This is a genomic window from Streptomyces kaniharaensis, from assembly GCF_009569385.1.
Lineage (GTDB): Bacteria > Actinomycetota > Actinomycetes > Streptomycetales > Streptomycetaceae > Kitasatospora > Kitasatospora kaniharaensis.
The window spans coordinates 4126197-4139045 of the sequence record NZ_WBOF01000001.1 but is presented as its reverse complement, the minus strand read 5'-3'; the positions used below and the strand labels follow the sequence as shown (position 1 = coordinate 4139045).

The following is a 12849-nucleotide window of genomic DNA, read 5'->3' as shown; positions in this document are numbered from 1 at the left end:
AAGATTAACGCGCGGCTCCCGATGCCGTTCGCCCCGGAGGCCGCGCGCCCGGCCCGGTGGACCTCCGCCGGGCCGCCGGACCCGTTGCACCACCGCTGTGGTCAGCCCGCCTGCGGGTCGCCGGGGGTGTACGTGACGTGCACCACCTGGCCGTCCTTGCCGAGGAGGCCGAGGTCCTTGCCGTTGACGTACGCGTGCACGGCCCCGCCGTTTCCGAGCACCAGCTTGATCTGCTTGGGGTCGGTGAAGGTCTGGTCCTGGCCGTCGCTGATGTTGTTCTGGAACAGCGACTTGCCGTTGCCGTCCATCGCCGAGACCCAGCTGGTGCCCTCGGCGACCAGCTTCACGGTGACCTTGTCGGCCGGGACGGCGGCGATCGCGGCGGCGCTCGGCGCGGGGGCCGGCGGCTGCACGGAGGGCGAGGGCGCGACGGCGAGCGAGCCGGTGCCGGAGCCGCTGGGCAGCGGGGCGCTGGCGGAGCCGGTCGTGCTGTGGCCGCCCTTGCCGCTGACCAGGTTGAAGCCGATCAGGGCGACCACCGCGACGATCGCGGCGACCATGGCGGCGGCCCAGTTCGGCCGGCCGCGACCGGGCACCTTGATCGGGCCGCTGTCGATCAGCTGGGTCGGCCGCTTGGAGGCCGGCGAGCCGCCGTGCGCGGCGTCGTACCGGGCGACCAGCGCCTCGCCGTCCGCGCCGACCGCACGGGCGATCGAGCGGATGTGGCCGCGGGCGTAGAAGTCGCCGCCGCAGCGGCCGAAGTCGTCCTCCTCGATGGCATGCACGATCGGCACCCGGACACGGGTCGCCGTACTCACCTGGTCCACCGTGAGCCCGGCGTCGATCCGGGCGGTGGACAGCACCCGGCCGATGCTCGGGGCATCGGCCGCCTGCACCGCGTCGCCCGGCTGGGCGGGCGACGGCGCGTTCTCGCGGTCGGGGGACTTGCCGATGGTCACGGGGCACGCCTTTCGAGCGGATGGCCACCTGCTGGGGAACAGTCTAGGGGCGTTGGCGGATCGTTTCTCAACCGGAGCAGGCCCGAATGCGCGCACCCGCCCCGGCCGGGGCCGGCCCCCGCTGACCGGTCGTCAACGGGGTCGCGCAGGAGCAGCAGACAGCCCGCTTTCCGGCCTGTGACGCGGTGTACGGACGGCCGGTTCCCCGCTTGGCGCCTACCCTCCTCCAAACGAGTGACACCTCGTTCGGGGCACGGGTCGTCAGCCCCGCAGGGCGATCAGCACACCGTCCAGCTCGTCCGGCTTCACCAGGACGTCGCGTGCCTTGGAGCCCTCGCTGGGGCCGACGATCCCGCGCGACTCCATCAGGTCCATCAGCCGGCCCGCCTTGGCGAAGCCGACCCGGAGCTTGCGCTGGAGCATCGAGGTCGAGCCGAACTGGGTGGAGACCACCAGCTCGGCGGCCTGGATCAGCAGGTCGAGGTCGTCGCCGATCTCCTCGTCGATCTCCTTCTTCGGCCCGCCCCCGGCCATCACGTCGTCCCGGTAGACGGCGGCCAGCTGGTCCTTGCAGTGCTGCACCACCGCGGCGATCTCCGCCTCGGTGACGAACGCGCCCTGCATGCGGATCGGCTTGCTGGCGCCCATCGGCAGGAAGAGCGCGTCGCCCTTGCCGATCAGCTTCTCCGCGCCGGGCTGGTCCAGGATGACCCGGGAGTCGGCCATCGCGGAGGTCGCGAAGGCCAGCCGGGACGGCACGTTGGCCTTGATCAGACCGGTGACCACGTCCACCGACGGCCGCTGGGTGGCCAGCACCAGGTGGATGCCGGCCGCGCGGGCCAGCTGGGTGATCCGGACCACCGAGTCCTCGACGTCCCGCGGCGCGACCATCATGAGGTCGGCCAGCTCGTCGACGATCACCAGCAGGTACGGGTACGGGGTCAGCTCGCGTTCGCTGCCGAGCGGCGGGGTGATCCTGCCGGCCCGCACCGCCGCGTTGAAGTCGTCCACGTGCCGGAAGCCGAACGCCGCGAGGTCGTCGTAGCGCATGTCCATCTCGCGCACCACCCACTGGAGGGCCTCGGCGGCCTTCTTGGGATTGGTGATGATCGGCGTGATCAGGTGCGGGATGCCCTCGTACGCGGTCAGCTCGACCCGCTTGGGGTCGACCAGCACCATCCGGACCTCGTCCGGGGTGGCCCGGGCGAGCACCGAGGTGATCAGGCAGTTGATGCAGGACGACTTGCCCGCGCCGGTCGCGCCGGCCACCAGGATGTGCGGCATCTTGGCGAGGTTGGCCATCACGGTGTGGCCCTCGACGTCCTTGCCCATGCCGACGACCATCGGGTGCGTGTCCTCGGCGGCCGTGCGCGAGCGCAGCAGGTCGCCGAGGTTGACCATCTCGCGGTCCCGGTTGGGGATCTCGATGCCGACCGCGGACTTGCCCGGGATCGGGCTGATGATCCGTACGTCCGGGCTGGCCACCGCGTACGCGATGTTCTTGGCGAGCGCGGTGATCCGCTCCACCTTGACGGCCGGGCCGAGCTCGACCTCGTAGCGGGTGACCGTCGGGCCCCGGGTGAAGCCGGTGACCCTGGCGTCCACCTTGAACTCGGCGAAGGTGCCGGTGAGCTGGGCCACCACCTCGTCGTTGAGGGCGCTGCGGGCCTTGGCCGGGCCGCCGCGCTCCAGCAGGTCGAGCGGGGGCAGCGCGTAGGTGATGTCGCCGGCGAGCTGGAGCTGTTCCATCCGCACCGGGGCCGGGCCGTGCTCCTCGGGCGCGCCCGGTCCGCCGCTGCGGGCCGCCGGGACGGCGGGCTCCTCCGGCGGGGCGGTGCGGTCCTGCACCTGGTGCATCATGTTCGCCACCGCGGAGGAGGCGGGCACGCCGTAGACCAGCGCGCCGTCCAGGTCGGCGGCGGCACCGGCGGCGAGGTCGCGGGTGGCGTACGGGTCGACCGGCTCCTTGTCCAGGGAGACCCGGACGGCCTCCGGCCGGTCCTCGGCCGCGTCGTGCGCGGCAGCGGACTGCTCGCCGGCGGACTGCTTGCGCCGGCGGCGGCGCCGGCGGGCGGCGATCTCGTCGCCCGGGTCGTCGGCGTCCACGGTGAACGGCAGCGCCGTCGGGTCGGCGTCCTCCGGCGGCTCGGTGGACAGCCCGCGCTCCGGCGTACGCCCCCCGCGCAGCTCGTCGTCCGGCCCCGGCTCGACCACGCCGAGCCGGATGCCGACCGCCCGCAGCCGCTCGGGGATGCGGTTGACCGGAGTGGCGGTGACCACCAGCAGGCCGAAGAAGGCCAGGAGCAGAAGCAGAGGCACCGCGAGCGCCGGGCCCGCGGCAGCCATCATCGGGGTCGACACGGCCCAGCCGATGATGCCGCCGGCCGACCTTATCCGGGTCGCGCCGCTGCCCATCATGGGTGCGCCGCAGCCGATGTGGACCAGGCCGAGGACGCCGACCACCAGCGCGCTCAGGCCGATCACGATCCGGCCGTTGGCCTCCGGCAGCTCCGGGTGGCGCCAGAGCCGGATCGCCATCCCGCCCAGCAGGAACGGCACCAGTACGTCGAGCCGCCCGAACAGCCCGGACACGACGGCGGTGGCCGCCTCACCGAGCCAGCCCTGCGGGCTGAACCAGGTGCCCGCGGCGGTGACCAGGGCGAGCGCGAACAGCAACAGACCCAGACCGTCCTTGCGGTGGGCCGGGTGGAGGTTCTTGGCGCCGTCGCCGAAGCTCCGGAAGACGGCGGCGATGCTGTTCGCCAGACCGATCCAGACGGCCCGGACGGCGCGGAAGAGTATCGGCCTGGGCGGCGGTGGCGGAGCCGGCTTGGCCGCCGCCTTCTTCGCCGGAGCCGCCTTCTTGGCCGGCGCCTTCTTCGCGGGCTGCTTGCCCGGGGCCTTCGCCGCGGCCTTCTTGGACGGTCCCGGGCTCGGGTTGCGTGCCGCGCTTCCGGGCGTGCGTGTGGCCATGGGTCAGCAGCCTACCGGGGCCGACCACCTGTGCACATGCGCCCGTGGCGGGGTACCGGGACGTGTCGCAGACACACCGTCACGCTGACCCGGCCTCACCCGGACGCCCCGGAATTTCACCCTGACGAGTGAGCCCGCAGCAGTCCCTACGGGGTGCCCGGGCGCAGCGCTTCCAGAGCCCGGCGCAGCCCGGCCAGCTTGCGCTCCAGGTGCGCCGCGGTGGCGGCCACCCCGGCGTCGGCGCTGCCGTCCAGTTGCTTGCCCAGCGCCTCGGCCTGCTCCTCGACCGCCGCCAGCCGGGCGGACAGCTCGCCGAGCAGCCCCCCGCCTAGCGCCGGCTCGCCGCCGCCCGCCTCCAGCTGGAGCCGCAGCAGCGCGGCCTGCTCCTTCAGCTGGCAGTTCTTCACGTACAGGTCGACGAAGACGGAGACCTTGGCGCGCAGCACCCACGGGTCGAAGGGCTTGGAGATGTAGTCGACGGCCCCGGCCGCGTAGCCGCGGAAGGTGTGGTGCGGGCCGTGGTTGATCGCGGTGAGGAAGATGATCGGGATGTCCCGGGTGCGCTCGCGGCGCTTGATGTGGGCGGCGGTCTCGAAGCCGTCCATCCCGGGCATCTGGACGTCCAGCAGGATCACCGCGAAGTCGTCGGTCAGCAGCGCCTTGAGCGCCTCCTCGCCGGACGCGGCACGCACCAGCGTCTGGTCGAGGGCCGACAGGATCGCCTCCAGTGCCAGCAGGTTCTCCGGCCGGTCGTCGACCAGGAGGATCTTCGCCTTCTGCATCGGGGCCCGCCCTCCTGTCGCCTGCCTGCCCGGTGAAGGCACTCGCGTACTGCCCACCGCTACCCCGGTCATGCTAGCCGCACCCCCTCGCCCGGCACATCGCTCCGTCGGGACTCGGTTCGGAGCGGCGCGCAGTCAGTGCTCCGGCGTACGCTCAGCAGCGAGTTGCCGTCCGGTCACTGTTCGCAACGACCGGTGACCCTACCGGGTTCCCGGGCCTCCCCGCCAGCAGACCGGCTCGCCGGCCGGCGCGCACCCCGGAGCCCGGCCCGGGGTGCGCGCCCGCCGCTCAGGCGCGATCCGTCTTCAGCCACTCGTGCATCACGGACAGCAGGTGGTCGGTCTCCACCGGCTTGGTGATGTGGTCGGTGGCGCCCGCCGCCAGGGACTTCTCGCGGTCGCCCTTCATCGCCTTGGCGGTCAGCGCGATGATCGGCAGGCCGGCGAACTGGGGCATCCGGCGGATCGCCTCGGTGGTCGCGTAGCCGTCCATCTCCGGCATCATGATGTCCATCAGGACCAGCGCCACGTGCTCGTGCTGTTCCAGCATCTCGATGCCCTCGCGGCCGTTCTCGGCGTACAGGACGGTCAGGCCGTGCTGTTCCAGGACGCTGGTGAGGGCGAAGACGTTGCGGACGTCGTCGTCCACGATCAGCACCTGCTGGCCGTCGAAGCGCGTGTCGGTGCGGCCGGGGCGCAGCGGGATCGGCTCGGCCGGGCGCCCCTCGGCGAGGAGCTCGGGGGCGGCGGCGCGCCGGCGCTCGACCGCGCCGCGGCGGCGCTCCTCGGCGAGTTCGCGGACCTCCTGCGCCCAGTGGTCGGCCGGGTTCTCGCCGACCGGGACGGGCACGCCCACCGGGGTCACGCCGACCGAGGCGCGCAGCGCCTGGGCGGTCGGCGCGGCCTGGCGGTCGGCGGGGCGCTCGGCGGAAGCGGCGTCCGGCGCCTCGGCGTGCAGCGGCAGGTAGAGGGTGAAGGTCGAGCCCTTGCCCAGCTCGCTCTCGGCGTGGATCTCGCCGCCGAGCAGCCGGGCGATCTCCCGGCTGATGGACAGGCCGAGGCCGGTGCCGCCGTACTTGCGGCTGGTGGTGCCGTCGGCCTGCTTGAACGCCTCGAAGATCTCCCGCAGCTTGTTGCCGGGGATGCCGATGCCGGTGTCGGAGACCGAGAAGGCGATCAGCCGGTCGTCCGGGTCCGTGATCGAGCCGGTCTCCAGCAGCTGCTCGCGCACGTGCTGCGGCGTCTCCGGGCCGGCGGGGCGGATCGAGAAGTCGACGGCGCCCGCGTCGGTGAACTTGACCGCGTTGGAGATCAGGTTGCGCAGCACCTGCTGGAGCCGCTGCTCGTCGGTGTGCAGGGTGACCGGCAGGGTGGGCGAGACCCGGACGGCGAAGTCCAGGTTCTTGTCCAGCGCTACCGGCTGGAAGGTGGCCTCGACGTAGTCGACCAGCTGGACCAGGGCGATCCGGGCCGGGCGGACGTCCATCTTGCCGGCTTCGACCTTGGAGAGGTCGAGGATGTCGTTGATCAGCTGGAGCAGGTCGGAGCCGGCGCCGTGGATGGTGTCGGCGAACTCGACCTGCTTGGGCGAGAGGTTGCCCTCGTTGTTGTCGGAGAGCAGCTTGGCCAGGATCAGCAACGAGTTGAGCGGAGTGCGCAGCTCGTGCGACATGTTGGCGAGGAACTCGCTCTTGTAGCGGGAGGCCAGGGCGAGCTGTTCGGCGCGCTCCTCCAGGACCTGCCGGGCCTCCTCGATCTCGCTGTTCTTGATCTCGATGTCGCGGTTCTGCTGGGCGAGTTGTTCGGCCTTCTCCTGCAACTCCTCGTTGGTGCGCTCCAGTTCCTCCTGGCGCGCCTCCAGCTCGGCGGAACGCATCGAGAGTTCGGCGGTGAGTCGCTGGGACTCCAGCAGCAGGCCCTCGGTCTTGGTGTTGACGCTGATGGTGTTGACGGTCACGCCGATCAGGTCGGCGATCTGGTTGAGGAAGTCCAGGGCGACGGTGGTGAAGGAGCTGAAGGTGGCCAGCTCGATGACGCCGAGCAGCCGGCCCTCGAACAGCACCGGCAGCACCACGATGTGGGCGGGCGAGGCCTCGCCGAGGCCCGAGGCGATCTTGAGGTACCCGGGCGGCGCCTCCTTGAGGATGATCGCCCGCTTCTCGACCGCGGCCTGGCCGATCAGCGACTCGCCGGGCCGGAAGGTGGTCGGCATGGCGCGCCGCTGGTAGCCGTAACTGCCGATCAGGCGCAGCACGGTGTCGTTCTCGTCGTCGTCCTCGGTGATCAGCTCGGCGGTGCGGCCGGCCGGCTGGGCGAGGAAGAACGCGCCGTGCTGGGCGGAGACCACCGGGGTCAGCTCGGTCATGATCAGCGAGGCGACGGCCTCCAGGTCCCGGCGGCCCTGGAGCAGGCCGGAGATCCGGGCCAGGTTGGTCTTGAGCCAGTCCTGCTCCTGGTTGGTGCGGGTGGTCTCGCGCAGGTTGGCGATCATCTGGTTGATGTTGTCCTTGAGCTCGTCGAGCTCCCCCGCGGCGTCCACGTCGATCCGCAGGCTCAGGTCGCCCCTGGTCACCGCGGTGGCGACCTGGGCGATCGCGCGCACCTGCCGGGTCAGGTTGTTGGCCAGCTCGTTCACCGACTCGGTGAGGTCCTGCCAGGTGCCGTCCACGCCGGGCACGCGGGCCTGGCCGCCGAGGCGTCCGTCGGTGCCCACCTCGCGGGCGACCCGGGTGACCTCGTCGGCGAAGGCGGACAGCTGGTCGACCATGGTGTTGATGCTGGTCTTGAGCTGGAGGATCTCGCCGCGCGCGTCCACGTCGATCTTCTGCGAGAGGTCTCCGCGGGCCACCGCCGTGATCACCAGCGCGATGTTGCGCACCTGGCCGGTGAGGTTGTTGGCCATCAGGTTGACGTTGTCGGTCAGGTCCTTCCAGATGCCGGCCACGCCGGGCACGCTCGCCTGGCCGCCCAGCGTGCCGTCGGTGCCGACCTCGCGGGCGACCCGGGTCACCTCCACGGCGAAGGAGGAGAGCTGGTCGACCATGGTGTTGAGGGTGCCGGCGAGCGCCGCGACCTCGCCCTGCGCCTCGATGGTGATCTTCTTGGAGAGGTCGCCGCGGGCCACCGCGCTGGCGACCTCGGCGATGTTGCGCACTTGGCCGGTCAGGTTGGACGCCATGAAGTTGACGTTGTCGGTCAGGTCCTTCCAGATGCCCGACACCCCGCGCACCCGGGCCTGACCGCCCAGGATGCCCTCGGTGCCCACCTCGCGGGCGACCCGGGTGACCTCGTCGGCGAACGCCGACAGCTGATCGACCATGGTGTTGACGGTGGTCACCAGCTCCAGGATCTCGCCCCGGGCGTCGACGGTGATCTTCTTCGAGACGTCGCCGCGCGCGACCGCGGTCGTCACCTCGGCGATGTTGCGGACCTGGCTGGTCAGGTTGTTGGCCATCAGGTTGACGGAGTTGGTCAGGTCCTTCCAGGTGCCGGACACCCCCGGCACGCTCGCCTGGCCGCCGAGGATGCCCTCGGTGCCGACGTCCCGGGCGACCCTGGTCACCTCGTCCGCGAAGGAGGAGAGCTGGTCCACCATCGTGTTGATGGTGTTCTTCAGCTCCAGGATCTCCCCGCGCGCGTCCACCTGGATCTTCTGCGACAGGTCGCCCTTGGCGACCGCGGTCGTCACCTGGGCGATGTTCCGCACCTGATCGGTGAGGTTGTTCGCCATGAAGTTGACGTTGTCGGTCAGGTCGCGCCACACCCCGGCCGCGCCGGGCACCTGCGCCTGACCGCCGAGCCGTCCCTCGGTGCCCACCTGCCGGGCCACTCTGGTCACCTGCTCGGCGAAGCCGGACAGCTGGTCCACCATCGTGTTGATGGTGTTCTTCAGCTCCAGCATCTCGCCGCGCGCGTCCACCTCGATCTTCTGCGAGAGGTCCCCGCGCGCGACCGCGGTGGTCACCTGGGCGATGTTGCGGACCTGGCCGGTCAGGTTGTCGGCCATGAAGTTCACCGAGTCGGTCAGGTCCCGCCAGACCCCGGCCACGCCCGGCACCTGCGCCTGACCGCCCAGGCGGCCCTCGGTGCCGACGTCCCTGGCCACCCCGGTGACCTGCGCGGCGAAGCCGTTGAGCTGGTCCACCATCGTGTTGACGGTGTTCTTCAACTCCAGCATCTCGCCGGCCACCTCGACGGTGACCTTGCGGGAGAGGTCGCCCTTCGCCACGGCGGTGGTCACCTGGGCGATGTTGCGCACCTGCGCGGTGAGCCGCCCGGCCATGGTGTTGACCGAGTCCGCGAGGTCCTTCCAACTCCCCGACACGCTGCGGACCTTGGCCTGGCCGCCCAGCTTGCCCTCGGTGCCCACCTCACGGGCCACCCGGGTCACCTCGTCGGTGAACTCCGAGAGCTGGTCCACCAGTCCGTTGACGGTCCGCCCGATCTTCAGGTACTCACCGCGCAGCGGGTGGCTCACCCCGTTGCTGTGCAGCGAACGCAGCTCCATCTTCTGGTCCAGGTCGCCCTCGGCGATCGAGGTGAGCACTCGCCCGACCTCGGCCATCGGGCGGGCCAGATCGTCGATCAGCGCATTGCAGTTGTCGACCGCCGCCATCCAGGCGCCCTCGCCCGCGCCGGTCTCCAGCCGCTCGTTCAGCCGCCCTTCGCGGCCCACCGCCCGCCGGACCCGGGCCAGTTCACCCGTCAGGTGCTGGTTGCGCTCGGCGACCTCGTTGAACACCGCGGCGATCTCCGCCAGCGGCCCGTCGCCCGGAAGCGTCAGCCGGCGCCGGAAGTTGCCGTCGCGCATCGCCGTCAACGCCGACAGCAGCTTGCGCAGTTCGGCCGGCTCCGCGCCCCGGCCGTGGTTCGCTCGCCGGCCGGCCGCGCTCCGCGGCGCGGCCCCGGAGCGCCCGCCGCGCTGAGCGGGCGGCGTCGTACCGGGTGTTGCGTCCTTGGTGGCCGAACTCAACGGGCCCCTCCCACATCGTGAACTGTCCGGTGACCGTCCGTGCCCCGGTGGGCCCGGACCCGGGCACCGGCCCGGCTGGGCTGCACACCGGCCGCCCCTCGCGGCGCCCGGTACCCGCATCGACCGTACTGCTCCGACCGACCGTCGCGGACCCCCCAGTCTGGCAGCACTGGCGTCGGGTATACGGCCGGTTGCACAGGGTTGTTACCGCCTCTCCCGAAACAGGTGGGCAGAATCACCCTCAGGTGCCTGTTTCGGCGCCCCGCCCCCACGGGGAACCAAGCGGAAAGTAGGGTGGAGCGCTGCACCGGGCCACGACCCGACCCAGCGCCGCCGCTCACCGGGCCGGCGCGCACGGGGAGTCGGCGCCGCGCACGGACAGCCAGCCAGAGCAGCAGAGGAGACGTGGCAACGTGGTCACCGCGCGCGCAGCCGCCACCTTCGACCCGGACGGCCGGTCGGCAGCCGCCGCCCGCGGCTTCGTCCGGGACGCGCTGCTCGGCTGGGGCCTGCCCGAGGTCGTCGACGACGCCGTCGTCCTGGTCTCCGAACTGGTCACCAACGCCGTCGTGCACGCCGGCACCGCCGCCGAGGTCTGCTGCCTGCGCGAGGAGGAGACCGTCCGGATCGAGGTCACCGACCACCACCCCGAACGCGGCCTGCCCGCCTTCACCGACGTCCCCACCACCTCCTCCGACCACTACGCCGACCCCGACGGCGAGGGCGGCCGCGGCCTGCTGATGTGCTCCGCGCTGGCCGAGCGCTGGGGCGTCGAGTACGCGGCCGGCCGCAAGACCGTCTGGTTCCGGCTCGCCCTGCCCGTCCCGGTCGCCGGCACCCGCTACGCCGTCCCCGCCACCCCCGGCAGCGACCTGCCCAGCGGCCCCGGCCCGGTGCACGTCGCCGTCGTCCAGCTCGACGACGACGGCCGCGTCCTCGCCTGGAACCCGGACGCCGAGGCGCTCTTCCAGTACGCCGCCGACACCGTCCTCGGCCGCCCCTGGGCGGACCTCGCCGTCTGGCCCGACGCCCCCGCCCGCGGCCTCGGACTCGCCGAGACGCTGCGCCTCGCCCGCTGGGAGGGCGGCTTCGCCGTCCGCCGCGCCGACGCCCGCACCGTCGAGGTGTACGGCGTCCAGGTCCGCGTCCGCGACACCGAGGGCGTCCCCTCCACCCTCTGCCTGCTCGTCCTCGAACCCGACCGCGCGGTGCTCCGCGCCCCCGCCCGCGCCCTGCCCGGCGAACGCTCCGACCAGGCGGGCCCCCGGCTCGACCTGCTGGCCGGCCCGGTCGCCACCGACGACCTCGACACCCTGCTCCAGCGCACCGTCGAACGTGCCCGCGACCTGCTCGACGCCGACGCCGCGTACCTGCTCCTCACCACCGACGACGAGACCGAGTTCGAGGTCCGCGCCGCCACCGGCCTCACCACCGGGTACCGCCGCCACGCCCGCTTCCCGGTCGAGAGCGGCAACCGCTACGACTCCGCCCGGCTGCCCTCCGTCCACGAGGACCTGACCGCCCGTCCGACCGGCCTGCCCCTGCTCGACGGCAGCGGCCTGCGCTCCCTCCTCACCGTCCCGCTCAAGGTCGAGGGCCGCCTGATCGGCTCGCTCGGCATCGCCACCGCCGCCCCCGGCCGCTACGACAACGAGGACGCGCTGCGCCTGCAGTTCGCCGCCGACCGGGTCGCGCTCGCCATCGAGAGCACCCGCCTCACCGAGCTCGAACGGCTGCGCCGCGGCTCGCTGTCCTTCCTCGTCGAGGCCTCCGACCTGCTCGCCGGCACCCTCGAACACGAGCAGACCCTCGCCCTGATGGCCCAGATGGCCGTCCCCACCCTCGCCTCCTGGTGCGCCGTCTACACCAAGGGCGACCACGGCACCGTGCCCGGCCTCGCCTTCGTCCTGCACGAGGACGAGGACCGGATCGACCCGTTGCGCGCGCTGCTCGACAAGACCGCCGTCCCGGAGGCCGCCCCCGCCCACAGCGTCCGCTTCTGGCCCGCGCCCGCCGAGACCGCCGCCGGCGGCCTCACCGACAGCCCCGAACTCTCCGGCCTGCTAGGCGAGACGGTCGTCCTGCCGCTCACCGCTCGCAACCGCGTCATCGGCCTGCTGGCCCTCGGCACCCCGGCGGGCGTCCGGTTCCGGCAGGAGATCCTCGAACTCGCCGAGGACCTGTCCCGCCGGGCCGCGCTCGCCCTCGACAACTCCCGGCTGTACTCCGAGCGCACCGCCACCAGCCAGGCCCTGCAGCGCAGCCTGCTCCCGCCCGACCTGCCCGAGATCCCCGGCGTCGAGGTGGACGTCTACTACCAGGCCGCCGGCGAGGGCAACGAGGTCGGCGGCGACTTCTACGACCTGTTCACCATCCGCGAGGGCACCTACGGCTTCGCCATCGGCGACGTCTGCGGCACCGGCCCCGAGGCCGCCTCCGTCACCGGCCTCGCCCGCCACTCGCTGCGGCTGCTCGCCCGCGAGGGCCTGGACGCCGCGCAGGTCCTCAGCCGGCTCAACGCGGCCATCCTGGACGAGGGTTCGCGCAGCCGCTTCCTCACCCTGCTCTACGGCGAACTGACGCCCCGACCGGACGGCAGCACCGAACTGTCCCTGGTCTGTGCCGGCCACCCGCTGCCGCTGCGGCTGCGCACCGACGGCCAGGTCGACCGCGCCGCCACCCCGCAGCCCCTGCTGGGCGTCATGGACGACCTCGACCTCACCGCCGAACAGCTGGTGCTCGCCCCCGGCGAGGTCCTGCTCTGCGTCACCGACGGCGTCACCGAACGCCGCGAGGGTCGGCGGATGCTGGGGGACGACGGCCTCGCCGAGGTCCTCACCGGTTGCACCGGCCTCACGGCCGGAGCCGTCGCCATGCGCGTGCAGCGCGCCGTCGAGCGCTTCGCCCCGGAACCGCCGTCCGACGACATGGCCATCCTGACCCTGCGGGTGCCGGCTCAGCGCACGGGCTGAGCGGATCTGAGCACATCCGACCAACCAAGGCCAACCGTGAGCGTTCCGCAGCTGACGGTGTCACAAATTGTACGATTCACAAGGGTACAAGCGGGTCGGGCCGGGTACACCGATCTCACCGGGGAATCCCTCGGCGGGGACACGACCGACGGCTCTCCCGTCGGCCCTTCATTCGGCCCCTCGGCCCGTCA

The 12849-nt window shown here is 72.4% G+C and carries 5 protein-coding genes; 1 reads left to right on the top strand and 4 read right to left on the bottom strand.

Going from position 1 to position 12849, the window contains the following annotated elements; genetic code table 11:
- Window positions 1-101: 101 nt before the first annotated feature.
- From F7Q99_RS18625 to F7Q99_RS18610, 4 genes are all read right to left on the bottom strand, one after another.
- Entirely contained in the window at window positions 102-959 is an 858-nt protein-coding gene (locus tag F7Q99_RS18625) for a helix-turn-helix domain-containing protein (RefSeq protein ID WP_326846839.1), read from the bottom strand.
- A gap of 261 nt (window positions 960-1220) precedes the next feature.
- Window positions 1221-3932: a DNA translocase FtsK gene (locus F7Q99_RS18620; protein WP_153462909.1), complete on the bottom strand. Its 2712-nt coding sequence runs from the start codon at window positions 3930-3932 to the stop codon at window positions 1221-1223.
- A gap of 146 nt (window positions 3933-4078) precedes the next feature.
- A complete protein-coding gene (locus tag F7Q99_RS18615; protein WP_153462907.1) occupies window positions 4079-4714 on the bottom strand; it encodes a response regulator in 636 nt (211 codons plus the stop codon).
- A gap of 289 nt (window positions 4715-5003) precedes the next feature.
- Window positions 5004-9686 carry a HAMP domain-containing protein gene (locus tag F7Q99_RS18610; RefSeq protein ID WP_456114934.1) on the bottom strand — a complete coding sequence of 1561 codons (4683 nt, stop codon included), beginning with the start codon at window positions 9684-9686 and terminating at the stop codon, window positions 5004-5006.
- Between the two features lie 413 nt (window positions 9687-10099).
- Here F7Q99_RS18610 and F7Q99_RS18605 point away from each other — a divergent pair, with 413 nt between their 5' ends.
- Window positions 10100-12658, top strand: a complete 2559-nt coding sequence (locus tag F7Q99_RS18605; RefSeq protein ID WP_326846838.1) for a SpoIIE family protein phosphatase — start codon at window positions 10100-10102, stop codon at window positions 12656-12658.
- The last annotated feature ends 191 nt before the right edge of the window (window positions 12659-12849 follow it).

Coding starts and splice junctions, on each gene's coding strand:
- F7Q99_RS18620 (WP_153462909.1), bottom strand. CDS start 3,932: ATGGCCACACGCACGCCCGGAAGCGCGGCACGCAACCCGAGCCCGGGA.
- F7Q99_RS18615 (WP_153462907.1), bottom strand. CDS start 4,714: ATGCAGAAGGCGAAGATCCTCCTGGTCGACGACCGGCCGGAGAACCTG.